The sequence below is a fragment of the Psychrobacter cibarius genome, assembly GCF_016107535.1.
In the GTDB taxonomy this organism is placed as follows: domain Bacteria; phylum Pseudomonadota; class Gammaproteobacteria; order Pseudomonadales; family Moraxellaceae; genus Psychrobacter; species Psychrobacter cibarius.
Genome location: NZ_JABASQ010000004.1, coordinates 1 through 17,575, shown reverse-complemented (window position 1 = coordinate 17,575; position 17,575 = coordinate 1). Strand labels below are relative to the sequence as shown.

15 protein-coding genes are annotated in these 17,575 nt (G+C 42.8%); 7 read left to right on the top strand and 8 right to left on the bottom strand.

Annotated elements, in window-relative coordinates; genetic code table 11:
- Positions 1-62 precede the first annotated feature (62 nt).
- Both JFC08_RS04330 and JFC08_RS04325 read right to left on the bottom strand, forming a co-directional pair.
- The gene (locus JFC08_RS04330) at positions 63-1,217 is read right to left on the bottom strand and encodes a DEAD/DEAH box helicase (protein WP_045452864.1); all 1,155 of its coding nucleotides are present in this window, start codon (positions 1,215-1,217) and stop codon (positions 63-65) included.
- A 292-nt stretch (positions 1,218-1,509) separates the two neighbouring features.
- The gene (locus tag JFC08_RS04325; RefSeq protein WP_011513806.1) at positions 1,510-1,725 is read right to left on the bottom strand and encodes a cold-shock protein; all 216 of its coding nucleotides are present in this window, start codon (positions 1,723-1,725) and stop codon (positions 1,510-1,512) included.
- Positions 1,726-2,202: 477 nt separating this feature from the next.
- Between JFC08_RS04325 and aroQ the strand changes: the two genes are divergently transcribed.
- On the top strand, positions 2,203-2,739 hold the full coding sequence (gene aroQ, locus JFC08_RS04320) for a type II 3-dehydroquinate dehydratase (protein ID WP_198329839.1): 537 nt from the start codon (positions 2,203-2,205) through the stop codon (positions 2,737-2,739).
- A gap of 141 nt (positions 2,740-2,880) precedes the next feature.
- Positions 2,881-4,182, top strand: coding sequence for an ABC1 kinase family protein (locus tag JFC08_RS04315; RefSeq protein WP_198329838.1), 1,302 nt, complete (start codon positions 2,881-2,883; stop codon positions 4,180-4,182).
- Between the two features lie 48 nt (positions 4,183-4,230).
- On the opposite strand, the gene JFC08_RS04310 is transcribed toward JFC08_RS04315, so the two are convergent.
- Positions 4,231-5,061, bottom strand: coding sequence for an ion transporter (locus tag JFC08_RS04310; RefSeq protein WP_045446426.1), 831 nt, complete (start codon positions 5,059-5,061; stop codon positions 4,231-4,233).
- Between the two features lie 408 nt (positions 5,062-5,469).
- Here JFC08_RS04310 and JFC08_RS04305 point away from each other — a divergent pair, with 408 nt between their 5' ends.
- Positions 5,470-6,219, top strand: a complete 750-nt coding sequence (locus JFC08_RS04305) for a YebC/PmpR family DNA-binding transcriptional regulator (RefSeq protein ID WP_060491175.1) — start codon at positions 5,470-5,472, stop codon at positions 6,217-6,219.
- Positions 6,220-6,352: 133 nt separating this feature from the next.
- Here JFC08_RS04305 and bilR read toward each other — a convergent pair whose 3' ends face one another.
- The 3 genes from bilR to ftsY form a co-directional block, all read right to left on the bottom strand.
- Complete coding sequence (bilR, locus tag JFC08_RS04300) at positions 6,353-8,302, bottom strand: bilirubin reductase, long form (protein ID WP_244656496.1); 1,950 nt, start codon at positions 8,300-8,302, stop codon at positions 6,353-6,355.
- A gap of 103 nt (positions 8,303-8,405) precedes the next feature.
- Positions 8,406-8,978, bottom strand: a complete 573-nt coding sequence (locus JFC08_RS04295; protein ID WP_198329837.1) for a methylated-DNA--[protein]-cysteine S-methyltransferase — start codon at positions 8,976-8,978, stop codon at positions 8,406-8,408.
- 78 nt (positions 8,979-9,056) lie between these two features.
- Positions 9,057-9,968, bottom strand: a complete 912-nt coding sequence (gene ftsY, locus JFC08_RS13875) for a signal recognition particle-docking protein FtsY (RefSeq protein ID WP_244656498.1) — start codon at positions 9,966-9,968, stop codon at positions 9,057-9,059.
- Positions 9,969-10,834: 866 nt separating this feature from the next.
- Between ftsY and JFC08_RS04285 the strand changes: the two genes are divergently transcribed.
- From JFC08_RS04285 to JFC08_RS04275, 3 genes are all read left to right on the top strand, one after another.
- Positions 10,835-10,999 carry a hypothetical protein gene (locus tag JFC08_RS04285; protein ID WP_157908393.1) on the top strand — a complete coding sequence of 55 codons (165 nt, stop codon included), beginning with the start codon at positions 10,835-10,837 and terminating at the stop codon, positions 10,997-10,999.
- Positions 11,000-11,083: 84 nt separating this feature from the next.
- Positions 11,084-12,595 carry a M16 family metallopeptidase gene (locus JFC08_RS04280; protein ID WP_198329835.1) on the top strand — a complete coding sequence of 504 codons (1,512 nt, stop codon included), beginning with the start codon at positions 11,084-11,086 and terminating at the stop codon, positions 12,593-12,595.
- A gap of 69 nt (positions 12,596-12,664) precedes the next feature.
- Positions 12,665-14,218 (top strand): M16 family metallopeptidase, encoded by a 1,554-nt coding sequence (locus tag JFC08_RS04275; protein WP_198329834.1) that lies wholly within the window; start codon positions 12,665-12,667, stop codon positions 14,216-14,218.
- A 155-nt stretch (positions 14,219-14,373) separates the two neighbouring features.
- On the opposite strand, the gene JFC08_RS04270 is transcribed toward JFC08_RS04275, so the two are convergent.
- Together JFC08_RS04270 and JFC08_RS04265 are read right to left on the bottom strand one after the other, a co-directional pair.
- The gene (locus tag JFC08_RS04270) at positions 14,374-14,949 is read right to left on the bottom strand and encodes a hypothetical protein (RefSeq protein WP_198329833.1); all 576 of its coding nucleotides are present in this window, start codon (positions 14,947-14,949) and stop codon (positions 14,374-14,376) included.
- Positions 14,950-15,132: 183 nt separating this feature from the next.
- Entirely contained in the window at positions 15,133-16,077 is a 945-nt protein-coding gene (locus tag JFC08_RS04265; RefSeq protein WP_198329832.1) for a D-Ala-D-Ala carboxypeptidase family metallohydrolase, read from the bottom strand.
- Positions 16,078-16,340: 263 nt separating this feature from the next.
- On the opposite strand from JFC08_RS04265, the gene rodA reads away from it, so the two are divergent.
- The gene (gene rodA, locus JFC08_RS04260; protein ID WP_055124925.1) at positions 16,341-17,483 is read left to right on the top strand and encodes a rod shape-determining protein RodA; all 1,143 of its coding nucleotides are present in this window, start codon (positions 16,341-16,343) and stop codon (positions 17,481-17,483) included.
- The last annotated feature ends 92 nt before the right edge of the window (positions 17,484-17,575 follow it).

Below are 17,575 nucleotides of genomic sequence, written 5' to 3'. Positions count from 1 at the left end.
GTTGAGGGCTTTTATGATTCCGACAGCTGCACACTATAGTAGAACTGACGGCTTATAAATCACTACTCTTGCCACTGCTCAAGGGTAAACTTAGTATCTAAATGCTTCTCTAGCGCTGGTATATTAAAAGCATCATCTTCACTCACAAAACTAATGCTGATGCCTGTTTGTCCAGCACGACCCGTACGACCAATACGATGCACGTAATCATCTGGCTGATCAGGCAAGGTATAATTAACCACGTGGCTAACATCATCGACATGGATACCGCGTCCTGCGACATCAGTTGCCACCAAGATAGAAGCATGACCATCTTTAAAACGCTGTAAATACTTTTCGCGTTTTTGTTGAATGACATCGCCTGACAACATCACAATTTTATGTGCTTGACGCAGCTTATGATAGAGACGCTTGACTTGGTCTTTACGATTGGCAAAGACAATCACTTTATCCACTGCCGTATCACTGATGATACGCTGCAACGCTTCTAATTTTTGATCTTCTGTCAGTAAGTAAAAGTGCTGATCGACCAACTCACTAGTTTTATGTTCTGGCTCGATTTCAACAAACTGCGGCTCATGCAACCAGCGATAGGCTAGATTCATCACATCTTGGTTAAAGGTGGCAGAAAACAGTAAGCTTTGACGGTCTGTATTGGCTGGCATCCGACCGACCAAACGCTTGATGTCAGGGATAAAACCCATATCCAGCATGCGATCTGCTTCATCCAACACCAGTACTTCCACTCGATCTAAATAAACCATGCCCTTATTGGCAAGATCAATCAAACGACCAGGTGTCGCGACTAAAATATCGACATATTGACGCTCAAGCTCATGCTGCTGAGTCTCATAATTGGTGCCACCCATAATACAAACGCTGTGTAGCGAAGTATATTTGGTCAAAGCGATACAATCATCAAATATTTGCTGAGCAAGCTCGCGAGTGGGTGCCATAACCACTGCGCGTGGCTCACCCAAATAACGCTCTTCATCATTAGTAAAAGGACGTTTAAGCAAGGCTTCCATAATAGTCAATAGAAAGGTTGCCGTCTTGCCAGTACCCGTCTGCGCCTGTCCAATAGCATCTTGATTTGCCAAGGTATGCGGTAATATTTGTGCTTGAATGGGCGTCAATGCCGTAAAACCTAGATCGCTTACGGCACGTAAGGTCGGTGCTGAAAGTGGCAAATCAGTAAACGTGGTAAAATTACTCAAAAAAATATCCTTTTAAATTAATCACTTGTTCATTACTAATAATAAGTAGACTCATGATAAATAGGCTCATGATAACCCGTTATATTGCTGTCTAAATTAAGCAGCAACAACAATATGAAATCTATATATAGCTGACTGAGATACGGGCATAAAAAAAGCCAAGCCTAACGCCTAATCCCACCAAACATGCTGATTTTGACTCAACATGGGTAAGATAAAACGGGCTTGACTCAGTAGTATATCAGTAGTGTCTACAGACATTATAGCTAAACCGCTCTAATGACTGGATAGATTACTCTTCTACTTTTCTGACTTCTTCAGCTTGAAGACCTTTATCACCTTCTACCACACTGAATTCGACCTTTTCGCCATCTTTTAGAGAACGATAGCCATCACCTTGAATCGCGCGGAAATGGACAAAAATATCTTCTCCGCTGTCACGTTGAATGAAGCCAAAGCCTTTTGAGTCATTAAACCACTTAACGATACCTTGCTCACGAGCTGACATAATATTGCTTCCTAAAAAAGTCCGCTTAGCCCCAAATTCCTTTGCAACATTGCATATAAACGGGATCTAAGATGATGAAATCAAAAACTTAAGAGTACTATCCTCACTACTATCACCTACATACCGCATCTATAGCAAATAATGGTATGTAGCAACACAGTGAGTACTTACAAACATAACGACTGCCTTACTGATTGCTCTACTGCGGCAGTAGCAACAAAATTGCAATAATTATTGCATAAAAAATATCATAGCACGGGTTTTTAGCAACATAAAGACTTTTAACATGATTTTTTGGCTTTAGCTTTATTTTTCATGTAATTTTTTTATAACCTCGTCATCAAGCTGTTATCATAAAGAGAAAGGTTTGATTAAACTGTGCAATTTTACGCTTATGCCATTTTATGCTTATACAGTATCTAAACCTTATAACAAATAATAAATCCTCAACCTCGTTTCATCGTTATAGAGACCATTATGACCTCTCCTTCTCAGTCTATACCAACCGTCACGCCTTCGAAGCAAAATGCCGATAAAACACTCACTCATAAGTTATTGCTGGTTAATGGGGTCAATTTGAATTTATTGGGTAAGCGCGAACCTAAGATTTATGGTCATACGACACTAGCAGATATCGAGGAACGTCTGATCGCACGCGCAGCTCAGCACGGTATTGAATTAATATGTATACAATCCAATCATGAAGGTAATCTGATAGATGACATCCAATATCATGGACTTTTAGCGGAGACAGCGCTGCAAGTAGATGCCATTATCATTAACCCAGCCGCCTTTACTCATACCTCGGTTGCATTACGTGATGCGCTCTTGGCCACACAAAAACCGTTTATCGAGGTACACTTATCCAATGTGCATGCGCGCGAGCCTTTTCGTCATCATTCTTATCTAAGCGATGTCGCCGTCGGTGTTATTTGTGGTTTGGGGCATCTGGGTTATCAAATGGCATTGTCCTACTGGCTTGATAGCCTCTACTCTGTCACAATCAGCGATTAATGCTTAATGCTTAATCCTGATTACCGAAAATCATGAATTGTCTAACTATACTTTATCAATAGCACACGAGTTAAACAGCAATTGTTTGACTAAAATACTAAAATTATGGCTGAGCAAACAACCCACTATATGGTGATATGAATGGCAAAATCGTCTGGAAAGCGCTTTATGAAATTGGCTGGCATGACAGCAAGCATTGCCGGCAAAGCAGCTAAAAACTCATTTAAGCACCTCTCAAGTGACGAAGAAAAACGTTTGCAAGCACGCTCAGAGCTGATGCAAGATGTGGGCATTCAGATAGCCGAAACGTTGGGTGAAATGAAAGGCGCGGTGATGAAGGTCGGGCAAATTGCCTCGCAATATAAAGACGTGTTCCCACCAGAAGTAGCGACAGCGTTAGAAAAGCTACAAAAAGATGCGCCGCCCATGCCCTATGCGCAGATACGTGCACAAATCGAGCGCGAGCTTAAAGCGCCTGTGGCAGAATTATTTAGCGAATTTGAAGAAACACCGTTTGCGGCGGCTTCCATCGGTCAAGTGCATAAAGCCGTTTTGCCATCTGGTCAAAAAGTGGTGGTTAAAGTTCAATATCCTGATGTCGATGAAAACTGTGATAGTGACCTCAAACAAGTACGCATGGCACTAAAAATCGCGGGTGTGCTCAATATGAGCAAGCAGTTGCAAGAGCAACTATTCAACGAGATTCGCCAAAGTTTACATGATGAATTGGACTATATTAAAGAAGCGCATAACTTGCGAGTGTTTGGCGCATTTCATGCAGAAGACAAAGGTCTTATTATTCCTAAAGTCATTAGCAGCCACTCTTCTAAACGGGTTTTAACCTTAACAGAAGAGATGGGAGAAACCCTAACGGTCGCGGCGACTTGGGACAATGACATCAAACAAGACATAGCCAAGCGCCTGTTCCACTTTACCGCAGGACAACTATTTGGCTTATACCGTATGCACTGTGACCCACATCCCGGCAACTTTGCCTTTCGCAAAGACGGCAGTGTGGTGGCTTATGATTTTGGCGGCATTCGTAGCTATAGTGACAGCGAAGTTCAATTGTTCCGCCGTTTTGCCAAGCATGCCATTAAAGGAGATGTGACTGCCCTTGAGCAGGACCTCATCGCCCTTGATATTCGCCGTGATGACGATAAAAATATCCCCGGAGAGTTTTATGAAAAATGGCTATCCATTGGGCTAAAGCCTCTGTCTATTCAACCTTATCAACAAGGCGCTTTTGATTTTGGTCAAAGTCAGGTTCATCACGAAGTCATTGCTCAAATGCGGACGTCGTTGAAGTACTTTGGTCAATTCCAACCTTCTGCAACCACCATGATGCTAGATCGCACAGTGTCAGGACAATACTGGAACTTGGTCAACCTCGGTGTTGAGATTGACTTATCACCGCTCGTTAGTGAATACATTGATGTATAACGATATAAAATATAGAGTGTTAAGAAAGTAAACAACGCACAAACACGGCTAAATATGCAAAGCGTGTCCACAACGATCACAGAATTCTGCTGCAATGGCATGACCGAACTTGCCACAATTAGGACAGGTGACGGGATTGAGTTGCGGACGCATATTACGTGCCAGCTCAGAAGTAAAAATCCCCGTTGGCACTGCAATGATCGAATAACCCGTAATCATGACCATGCTCGCAATCGCTTGACCTAACGGCGTTTTGGGTGACATATCACCGTAACCGACCGTGGTCATGGTGACGACTGCCCAGTAGATAGACAGCGGAATACTGGTAAAGCCATTTTCAGGGCCTTCTACCACGTAAATAATCGAGCCGAAAATCGTGACCAATAATACCAGCGACAAAAAGAATACCGTGATTTTTTGCTGACTGGTTTTAAGCGCCGAGGCCAAAAATCCCGCTTGTTGCATATAAGCTTTGAGCTTGAGTACGCGAAACACACGTAAAATACGCAAAACCCGTATCACTAATAGATACTGTACCCCCACAAACATGAGGCTTAGGTAACTTGGCAGCACAGACAATAAATCAACTACCCCAAAAAAACTAAAGACGTAACGCACGCGGTTTGGTGCTGAAAACAACCTGAGCGCATACTCTATCGTGAATAAAATGGTAAAAAACCATTCAGCATAGAAGAATATAGTGCCATATTGCAGACGCATGTATAGCACACTGTCCAGCATGACCACAGCCACACTGGTCAAAATCGCAATCAATAATACAATATCAAAAAGTTTACCCAAACGGGTATCTGTGCCTTCAATAATAATATGAATGCGGTTGCGCAGGTGGGTAATGGCTTCAGCCGTCGGTTGCTTCATATAGTCAGTAGTATCGAGTCAGTAGCGATATAAAATTAATGGCTTGATGGCAACCAATGATTTAAAATACGCTGGATAAGGCCAAGTTAGTCAAAATAGATAAAATTGGTTTATAATATTGCTCACAGGTCATATGTGAATACAATCACTAAGTTGCCACAGTGTAGCAAAAAAGCACTCTCAACAAAATACAAATCGTTAACGTGTCGGTAGCTCTGTTGCTTCGTTACTTCAAAGAGATAGTGCAAGCTATATCATAGAAACAGGTGATCTGAAGTGTGTCATCATGCAGATTGAAAAATCTTAAAATGTATAAATACTCTTATTCATGACACACTCATAGTAAAAGATTGTTATTAAAACTTGTTTTAAGCACAATAAATAATACGCAAAACTTAAGGATGTTATATGGCAGGCCATTCAAAATGGGCAAATATTAAACACCGTAAAGCCCGTCAGGATGCGGTAAAAGGTAAAGTATTCACTAAAATTATTCGTGAAATTGTCTCTGCTGCCAAGCAAGGTGATCCTGACCCTAACAAGAATCCGCGCCTACGTGCTGTCATTGAAAAAGCCCTATCTGTCAATATGACACGAGATACCATCAACCGTGCAGTAGCTCGTGGTACAGGCGGTGATGACAATGACAATATGGACGAAGTAAGCTATGAAGGCTATGGCATCGGCGGCGTCGCAGTACTTGTCGAAACCTTGACTGACAATCTTAACCGAACAGTCAGTGAAGTACGCCACGCCTTTACCAAAAATGAAGGCAATCTGGGTACTACTGGCTCGGTCGCTTATCTATTTAATAAGCGCGGTGAAATCATCTTTAATGATACAAGCCTAGAAGATGAAGTCATGCTAGTGGCATTAGATGCAGGCGCGCTTGATATCGAGAATGATGGTGACAGCTTACTCGTCATCACTGAATGGGAAAATTTCGGTCATGTCAAAGATGCGCTTAATGCTGCAGGTTTGGTCTCTGACAATGCTGAAGTGACCATGGCACCGTCTACCAGTGCTGAAATAGACAATGTCGATGATGCATTAAAAGTCATGAAAATGATTGATATGTTAGAAGATATCGATGATGTGCAAGAGGTTTATAGCAATGTAAACTTTTCTGCTGACGTAATGACCCAGCTTGAGCAATAGTTTTATCCAGCAACCCTTTATGTGTCACTCATCAAAAAGCCAAACGTTTAAAACGTTTGGCTTTTTGATGTTTTATGACTCAATATTTTCTATGATGCAATAACAACCATTTAATAATGAAAAATCGGATTTACTAAAGCGCATTCGCTGCATCGTATGCTGACTTGGTTGCATATGATATATCAGCAACCTCACAACAATCACCTACCTGCACGACCTCAATACCTTTAACGCTCAAAGCCTCTGTATCGAAGACTACGGGACGCGCACCACTAGCGATAACGACATAGTCGTATGGAATTTGGGCAATACTGCCATTTTTATCTTCGCAACTTACTTCACCGCTGTTAATGCTTGTTACCATATATCCAGTATATTGTTCTACACCGTATGTCTTATAATTTTCAAGCATGCTAGGTAAAACAGTCACGCTGATATCACTACCAATCTGATCACGCATCTCTATTATCGATACCTTGCAGCCTTGTGTAGCAAGATATTCAGCGGTCTCACAACCGACCACACCACCACCGATTACCGCCACGCGCCCAGATACTTTATACTTACCTGCCAGCACCTGCCACGCATCATAGACGTTTTTGCCATCTATACCTGGAATTGGCGGTATAAAACTTGACGCACCGACTGCGACGATAACAGCATCAGGCTCTAGCGCTAGTATGCTTTGAATATTCGCTGTTTGACCCAATTTTAGCGTTATACCCTGAGTGTGTACGGCATGTACCAAGTCTTCTATGGCTCGGCGTATTTCATTTTTACGCGGCGGGACGGCAGCGATGTGCAACTGCCCACCCAGCTCAGTAGCGGTTTCAAACAGGGTTACACTATGACCTTTCTTTGCAGCCACACGGGCAGCTTCCAACCCTGCAGGACCGCCACCGACGACCACAACATTCTTCTTCATTTGAGCAGGCATAATAAAACGCGTTTCTTCAAAGCCATTTTCAGGATTGACCACGCAAGCAATAAACGAGCGATTTAAGACATTATCAACGCAGCCTTCGTTGCAGCATATACAGCGAACAATATCAGTGGCTTTATCTGAGCCCACCTTGTTCGCCCAATCAGGATCCGCTAATAGCGCACGACCAATCCCAATCATATCAGCCTTGCCATTTTGCAGTATACCCTCACCCATGTCAGGATCGATAATACGCCCTGAGGTGCTAACCGGGATGGAAACCGCTTGCTTAACGGCACCTGTGATATCAGCAAAGAAGCAGTAAGGCTGCACGCCCATCGGCGGGATCGTGTCTGCCATACTGCCCGTATGGTTCGCTTGCCCAACATGCAACATATCCACGTTAGCTGCTTCAAGCCACTGTGCAAACTCTGGCGCGTCGATTTCATCAACACCACCTTTACCGCGTTCAGGTGTGACAACCGATAATTTATAATCGATAATCATATCTGGTACGACTTTTTTTAGTGCCTCTACTAACATCAAAGCAAAGCGTGTACGATTCTCAAGAGAGCCGCCAAACTTATCCGTGCGCGTGTTCATTTGTGTGCTGCATAGCGCGCCGACCAGTCTGTCGCCATGCACCTGAATGACATCTACCCCCGCTTTTTGTGCACGCACTGCACAGGCACATATCTTGTCGATAATATCCATCAAAGCGTCTTCTGACACCTCATTAACGAAATGTTGCATGTCATGATTGAGCTGGGTGCGTACCTTGTGCATCTCGCCAGCAGCAAACAAGGCGTTAAGGACATTAACGTCATACTCAGGATAAAAAATCTGCACGCCAAGCTTGGCACCGTAAGCATGCACATTATCAGCAAGTAGCCGGAAACTGTCTATTTGGCTATCATCAAATAATTTAGGCGTCGGCGCAAAACTACGGACAGGTGCGACGTCACCTAACACGATATAGCCTGTGCCACCCTTGGCAAGACGAGTATAAAAGGCACGGCTCTGTGAGCTGATATTGCCGTCTTTGTCTTCATAGCCAGTCGTCAATGGTGGAAACATCGTACGGTTTTTAAAGATGACACCACCAATGGTGATAGGTTGTAATATTTTCATAGCCGATATTTTAGTGGTCGTATTATTCATAATATTCTACTTTTAGCCTATCCTTTGCACGCATGCTATTGATACTATTTGCATCGGAAATTTATATCGGAAAAACGATATCAAACTTGTATAATCAAAAGAACTAACACTTAAACTCGACACCTTCGAGAGCTAGCAAGTATGTTTTCTTATCTAGTCCGCCTGTATAGCCACCAAGCTTACCATCGCTAGCAATGACACGATGACACGGAACAATAATGCTAAAAGGGTTTTTACTATTAGCATTAGCAACCGCGCGAAACCCTTTGGGACTAGCGACATTTTGTGCCAGTGTCGCGTAGCTTATTGTTTCGCCATAGCCAATATCTTGTAACGCTTGCCAAACTTGTTGTTGAAAATTGGTTCCTAAGCTGATATCTAATGGCAAATCGAATGCCTGACGATCACCTTTAAAATACGATTTTAATTGCGCTATAGTCTCTATGAGTAGCGCTTGGGCAGGCTCATTTCCGCTTAGGCTATCCTCATTGATAAACGTAAAGCTCTGATCGACAAGCCCATAGTGTTTCTTAAGTTTGGGAATAGATTTTGAGCTATGCCAAGAGTCACCTGCTAGCAGCCAGTTGACTTCTACCAGCTTAGGGCTACTATGCTCATTGACACTCGCAATTAACGTTAGCTGGTGTGCGCCAAAAGTGGCTGTGGTGACTATCATGATGCTTCCTTTCAAATGATGATATTTTCAAAAATCGTTCATCGACTAAAATGATCTATTAAAATGACCTATCGAGCGCTACTCTTTATCATCGGTCTCAAATAAGGCGGCGACAAATTGTTTTGGACTAAAGGCACGTAAATCATCAATCGACTCACCGACACCAATATAGCGAATAGGAACATCCGTCGTTTCGGCAATATTAAAGACCACACCACCTTTCGCAGTACCATCTAGTTTGGTAATGGTGATACCCGTTAATGGGACGACTTTGTTAAAGAGTTCTACTTGATTAATCGCATTTTGACCCGTGCCAGCATCGAGGACAATCATACCTTCGTGCGGTGCGCTTGGATCAGCTTTACGCATGACGCGTACCACTTTTTCAAGCTCTGCCATTAGGTGGGTTTTATTTTGCAAACGCCCAGCAGTATCAGCGATTAATACATCGATATTTTTTGCTTTGGCAGACTGCATGGCATCAAAGATAACAGAAGCACTATCAGAGCCATGACCTTGAGCGACGACTGGAATATTATTACGCTCACCCCAAATTTGCAGCTGTTCAGTCGCGGCAGCGCGGAAGGTATCACCAGCCGCCAACATGACGGATTTGCCTTCACCTTGTAAGCGCTTGGCAAGTTTACCAATCGTCGTGGTTTTACCGACACCGTTGACACCCACAACTAAAATCACAAAAGGTTTTTTGCTGGTATCAATAATTAGTGGTGCGACTTTTGGCGTTAAAATATCAACCAGTTCAGTTTGCAACGCTTTATATAATGAATGCGCATAAATCAAATCACCACGGTCTGTCTGATCGGTCAGACTTTTGATAATACGATTGGTCGCGTTGACACCGATATCGGCGACCAACAGTTGGTCTTCAACTTCTTCCAATAGCTCATCATCAATCTCTTTGCTACCGATCAAAATACTGACCATACCTTCGGCAAGATTTTTACGCGACTTACTTAGCCCCGTTTTCATGCGGTTAAACCAGCTGCCTTTTTTCTTATTTTCTTGCAGCTCTGTAGATTCGATTTCTGCTTGAGTGGTCGCTTGTACCGCACTACTCGCAGGACTGACGTTTGGGCTATCGCCAAGTTGCTCTTGTAATGGCATGGTTGGGGCAGTAGAAATAGTGCTAAGCTTAGTATCAATATTTTTATTATTATCGTTATCAGTTGAGGAAGCGCTTATAAAGCTTTCAGAGGCGTTCTTAGACGTGCTTTGCTCTTCTGTCCTCACAATTGGCGCACCCAAAGCAATGTTTTGTGCCGCACCAGCACTTGAGACATCTTTGTTTATCGTGCTGTCTTGTTGCTGATCTTCGATGCTTTGATCATTGGGCGCTTGGATGGAGCCTGCATCTTCTTTCTCATCGATAATGGGCACAGATTGCGAAGGCAGACTGGGTAAGGTAATATCATCGTCATCTAAGTCATCAAGATTGCCATCGAGATTAATGATTACACGACTGCTATTATTGGAGTTATTCATAAGCTTGCCCTAAAAGTTATCACGGTCAGTTATTTGATTATTTTAAATGGGTTGGTATATCGTCATGTTTTTGTCATGGACCATGACCCACGACAGTCAATTTTTAGCCTAGTTTATCATAATTCGAGTTGTGCTCAGACCTTACCATCATAGCCTATCGTCAATTTTTGCAAATCTGGCAAGTCATACCATCCCTTTAGAAAGTTTCGCTTAAGATTTGGCAACAAAAATCTGACCTTACACATGCTAAACTTCGCCTACTCTACCAGAGTTTATTGTAGAACAAGCCTTATTCCAAAACTTAACAACTACTTCACTATCGCTCACTCAACCCTCATTTTTAGGAATTATCTATGCCATCACTATCTAATACTGACAAAACGTACGGTAAAAAAGCAATCAGCATCAGCGCAGCTTTATTAGTAGCAACACTGGTGCTATCTGCGACAGGATGCAATACCACCCAAGAATTTAAGCCAACAGCCAGTGTGATGGTTGGGGCACATAAATCTTTATAAAACCTGCTATCTATCGCTAGTATTGAGAGTGTTCTAACCACTGATCAATTTACAAGTTGCCATTTTATATAAGTAGAATATACCATGCCACTGCCTTTATCACCGTCGCCCTTACCTGCCGCCTCTCTACGTCTTGCCTGTGCCTTAGCAATAGCAACGACTCTTGCTGCTTGCCAAACCAGTACTATCAGCGCCAACACATTGTCGACTGCTCAGAAGCCAGTCATTCAAAATACCTTGGGTAAAGATGGGCTAAATACCGCTAAATCAGGTCAAGACATTCAGCCCTCATCAGCATTGACCATGGATATGTCAGGTCGACACGAATATCAATTAGAAAACGGTCTAAAGGTAGTGGTAAAAGAAGACCATCGCGCACCTGTGGTAATGACTCAAATCTGGTATCGAGTTGGGTCAGCAGATGAGCCACTGGATAAAGGGGGCATCTCGCATTTGCTTGAGCATATGATGTTTAAAGGCACTACTAACGTTTCGAGCGACGACTATGAGCGCTTGATTGCTAAATTTGGCGGCGTCAATAATGCGTTTACTAGCTACGACTATACGGGCTATTACGAGCTATTCCCTGCCAACCGCTTTCCTTTGGCATTAGAGCTAGAAGCGGATCGTATGAAAAACCTACTGTTTAATGAGCAGGAATTTACCAAAGAGCACCAAGTTGTCATGGAGGAGCGCCGCCAACGCACTGATGATAATCCACTTGCCAAGGCTTATGAGTCATTTCGCTTATTGGCGCTTCCGAATAGTCCAAAAGGCGAATCCGTTATTGGTCCGATGGATGAGCTTGAATCCATTACCCTTACAGATTTAAAAGACTGGTATAAAACATGGTACGCACCAAACAATGCAACGTTAGTCATCGTTGGCGACGTTAAACCGCAAGAGGTGTTGGCTCAAGTCAAACGTTACTTTGGTGAGCTAACACCAAGCGATCTACCTAAACGTCCTGCCGTCAGTCAAAAAGGCTTCCGTGGCTATCAGAAAGTTGACTCCGAGCAAGCCGTACAAGTGCCAGTATTATTAATGGGTTATAACGTACCCAGTCTCGTCACTGCTGGTGCAGCTAATGAAAAACAAGCTTATGCGCTCTCACTGGCTCAAGATGTATTAGACGGTGGTCTCTCTGCCCGCCTTGAGAGTCGATTGATACGCGAGCAAGGTCTACTTACCACGGTGGGCACTTCATATGACTTGCTAGATCGTGGCGATGGACTGTTTTTGATACAAGCGACTCCACGTGAAGGTGTCAGCTTAGAGCAAGCACAACAAGCCATTATGGCTGAAATAGAAAAGCTCAAAACCGATCCCATCGCTGCTGATGAAATCGAGCGTGCCAAAACCAATACGGTCACAGGGCTCGTCTATGCGCAAGACAGCATGGAAGGTCAGGCGCAGATGATTGGCTCATTACAGTCTATCGGTCTTGACGATACGCTGCTTGCCAAATTGCCCACCAAACTCGATAGCGTGACGATTGCTGACATACGGGCTGCTAGCAAAAAGTATTTGGTAAAGGATAATTTAACAGTGATGCATGTCATCCCACCTAAAGACCAAGAAGCGACAGAGAAATAATTGTGCCGTGTTAGCTCTTTATTCGATACAAGCGCCAATCATAAAGACCTTATTTATAAGAAGAAAACCATGACTCAAAATAGTGATTTGTTGCAAAATAGAAAAAAAGCGTGCAGCTCAATACCATCAGCAACCGCCACCATGCAAAAACTGTCGCATCTTAGTGTTGGCATCTTGCTAGGTCTAACAACGTTGACGATGACAGCACAAGCAAACACAACAGATGCTGAAGAATATCGTGGCTCTGCGGCAGTGGATACCAGCGCACCGATTGCCGCATTATCAAAGCTAACCAGCCTTGACGATGATAAACCGTTAACCGTTACTATCCCAACAATTCAGCAGTTCAAAACCAAGGCAGGCGTTCCCGTACGTTTTGTACAGACAACAGCCTTACCGATTGTCGATATCGACTTGCGTTTTAACGCTGGTAGCGCCCGTGATGGCAGTATTAGTAACACAGGCTTTGGTATTGCTAATATGACTGCCACTATGTTGACGCAAGGCTCTAAACGCTTAGACGAAAATGAATTTACTCGCGCTGTCGAAACCTTGGGCATCAATCTAAATAGTAGTGCTTATAAAGACATGTTTATTGTCTCGCTACGTAGCTTATCTGATGATAAGCATCTACTTCCAGCCGTTGATTTAATGACTCAGATGCTCAGCGAACCCGCTTTTGACGACAGCATCCTAGCACGTAATAAAGCACGATTATTGGTTGGTTTGCAGCAGCAAAAACAAGATCCCAACAGCCTTGCTAGCATCGCATTTAGCGAAGCATTGTATGGCGAGCATCCTTACGCCCATCCATCAGCGGGTACGCTTGAAAGCGTTCCTACTATCGAAAAGCAACAACTGATAGATTTCAAAAACCGCTACTTAGTCGCAGCGAATGCCTCTGTTGCCATCACTGGTAATCTAACCCTAGAACAGGCAAAAAAACTTGCGGAAGATATCACTAGCAAATTACCGAAAGGTCAGCCTGCAACTGAGCTGCCTGAACCAAAACCACTGAGCCAAGCCAAGCACATTCATATCCCCTTTCCAAGTACTCAAACCACCGTACTTATGGGACAATTGGGAGATAAGCGCGCCACCGATCCCCAGTCTCAGCAGAAGCAAACCAACTTTGCGGTTGGTAATGAGGTACTTGCGGGCGGTGATTTTAATGCGCGACTCATGACTGAGATTAGACAAAACTTGGGCTACACTTATGGCATATCAGGCTCTATGAATCCCATGCTGGCACGAGGACCGTACCAAATCGGTTTTTCAACGCGTAATGACAAGGCGCGCGCGGCCATTGATGCCAGCTTAGCCGTCATCAATGACACTTTAGAAAAAGGTATCACCAGCACTGAGATGCGCTTAACGACGGACAATCTTAAGAATAGCTTTCCGATGGGTTTTGCGAGCAATGCAGGAATTAATGGCTTACTTGGGATGATGAATTTTTATCAATTACCAAACAGCTATCTAACTGATTATGTCAAACGTGTGGATCAAGTAAAGCTATCAGAAGTCAATCAAACCATGCAAGATACCCTTAAGCCTGATGATTTCTTAATTGTCACCGTTGGACAAGAGGATCCTTGGAAAGAGAAAAAGACTAATAAATAGCCGCACAAAGAAATGCTGGGCAACACTACTTAGTATTGCCCAGCATTTCTTTATAGATTGGCACTCTTTATGAGTAGTAATAAATTATGAATAACACTGTTTATGAGTGGTAATAAAAGTCGATAGTGAGTTGTCCATATAAAAAAATAATGCTCTTAACCAGAAATAGTCACTGCCACGTCATACATGAAATTTTCAGGCTTATAAGTTGCACCATTATAGGTCAATCGAATCACGTGCTTGTCATAAGAGTCTACTTTATAATCACCATTGGCGAAGTCATGCAGGGCTGGCACTATCAGTAGCGCTTCAATTTGACTGTCGTTAATGCTAACCGAGATCTGCTGACCACTGCGTGGGTATAAGAAATAATCACAATGATTATTCACCATCACTTCTGCAGTACGCTCAACGACCTGACTACCTATCTCTTCTTGTATAAGTTTTGGACAGATATCTGAGCGCTTTGAAGCCAGCCGAGCATAAGAGTTCTTAATATTATCTTCAATATCTTCAACGTCCTGTAAGTTTCTGTCAGGATCAGTAGCGGAATCTTCGGCCGTTAGAGAGCCTTGTTCAGAAAACGTTTCTGGGCTACAAGCACTGATCAATAAAAGAGATAGCAAGATTGAACCAAACAAAGCCATATATGTGTTATTTGATTGCAAAAACGCTTTTTTTGGCTTATCAGACTTATGTGTTTTCACCATCGTTGAATACCGCTTCTTCATAAATCCTACTTACAATAGACGCTATGTGATTTCATAAACTAAATGATCATTAACCATAGTTTTTTAATGCTAAACTATTTATCATTTAGCGCTGCCTTTCATCAGTATTATTATAGCGCTTTTACTCTACTTTAATTACCTCTGGCTCATATTTATTTGATTTTTTGATAGATCATAAATGACTTAATAACGGCACGAAGATGAGCTACTGGCATGATTAAAGCCCCATTTACGATAACCATCCGTGTCTAGATGTATCGCACCTGTAGCATATAGTCCTAAACCGAAATTATGAGATTGTCCTTGATATTGCCAAAACTGGCATAAGCCATCTTGCATCGTACTGAGCCGCCATAAGTTATCTTCATATTCTGGCACCCAGATGTCGATAGCACTGGCATTCATATGCTTGCTACTATCGGCGCCGCCTGCACAGTCATTAAGACCAGGACTGCGATATACCGAGCGTATTTCACTACTGATAGGTAGAATTCCTTGATGCTTCAATTCGCCGTACAAACGTAATGTTGGGACGATATTTGCCCATAACTCTTGCGGTGGCAACTGATAAGGCTCATAACCACATTTGCTCCAGCTTCGCGCTGTTGTGAGCAACTGCGACATAGGCGGTACATTGTGTACCCCTACCCGCGAATTTAGGTAGCGTTGAAAATCTGCTACTTGCCTAGCACGGTAGCTATTGCTATTCAACCACGCGTTAAAATCCATACTAATAGAATCAGTATAAGTACTATTGTAAGTATTATTCGCAGTGCTGTAGCTGTTATTACTGTAAGTTGTATTATAAGCAGGCGCGCGCCGATTGACATTCATGCGCTTATTTTCTTCAATAGACAGACTGTCATCGAACTCAAAATCACGCTGCTTTTGAGCAATCAATCCTTGCATGCTATCGCCACTCAGCATGGTAACGCCAGAATTATAGCTTGTAGTATTCGTCGAAGGTCTGATGTGAGCGTTACTGCTACTACCCTGACGTACTTGGATACGGCGCTCACTATTATCGCTGATAATAGCGGCATGAACAGAGATGCTACTGGCACACATGAGTAGTGCAAGCATAGGCTTGTGAATCTGCCTATAAGGATATTTTTTTGTATTGGTCATTGCAACAAGCTACCGCTAAAAACGTTTTATCGATACTATCAAATTTTCAGCAAGCAAGCTAAACTATCGCCTCTAATCAGAGGCGTGTTATTGGTAATTAACACTTATCCTTATAATTTTTATAATTATGTGACTTTATTTCTTATGTGTTACTTTATCTACGATATTTTACTTGCATAGATATAGATATGGTGCGATTACCTTTAAATGTTGATTTGATTTGAAACTTCCCTCTTACCTCAATTGCCAGACACACTTTGCCTATGTCTTCTAATCCACAATACCGTTTTTCACGTCAGAGCCATCATTTAGGCCAAGGCCATGCACCATCGTTATGGCAGCGTATACATATCGATCCATGGTTGACCCTTCTCTTATTGACGGTTTGCTGCATTGGTTTGACAATTTTATATAGTGCGGCCGGTCAAGATGTCGGTATGGTATTACGTCAAATGGTCAGCTATGGTGTGGCCTTTACGGTTATGTTTATCATGGCACAGATACCGCCTAGCCTTTATCGCACTTTTACACCCATCTTTTATGTAATGGGATTAATTTTATTGGTATTGGTAGATATTATCGGTGAAGTACGTATGGGTGCTCAGCGCTGGATTAATTTACCAGGGTTTGGCAGTGTGCAACCCTCAGAATTTATGAAACTTGGGATGCCAATGATGTGTGCTTGGTTTTTATCCAAGCGTGATCTACCGCCCTCTCTATCTAGCATCGTCATTACCTTAGCCTTAATCATCGTCCCTGTATTATTAATTGCAAAAGAGCCTGATCTTGGGACGTCGCTATTGGTGGCAGCCAGTGGTATTTTTGTGCTTTTTTTAGCAGGGTTGTCTTGGCGATTGATTTCAGCTGCTGCCATATTAGCGATACCGCTTATTGCGATTGCTTGGAATTTTCTATTACATGATTATCAGCGTACCCGTGTCTTAACACTGCTCAATCCAGAAGCCGATGTACAAGGGGCTGGATGGAATATCATTCAGTCAAAAACCGCTATCGGTGCGGGTGGGCTCACTGGTAAGGGCTATTTAGAGGGCACGCAGTCGCATTTACATTTTTTACCAGAAGGTCATACTGATTTTATTATCGCGGCTTTTTCAGAAGAGTTTGGTTTGTTGGGCGTGATTTTATTAATGTTCATTTATTCCTGTTTGCTCCTGCGCGCCTTATACATCGCTTTCACCCATCCTGATGTATATAGTAGATTACTAGCGGGTGCAATTGCCATGTCTTTCTTTGTTTATGTGTTCGTTAATGTGGGTATGGTTGGTGGTATTTTACCCGTCGTTGGCGTTCCTCTGCCCTTCATTAGCTATGGCGGTACTGCGATCGTCACTTTGATGGCAGGATTTGGACTACTTATGTCCATTCACACTCACAAGCCCAGTTGATGCACAGTTACTAGGGCGTGTCCCTAATCTGTAAAAGTAAGTATAAAGGCTTTAAAATAAAGAGACTATTTCAAACAGGGCTCTCTAAATTA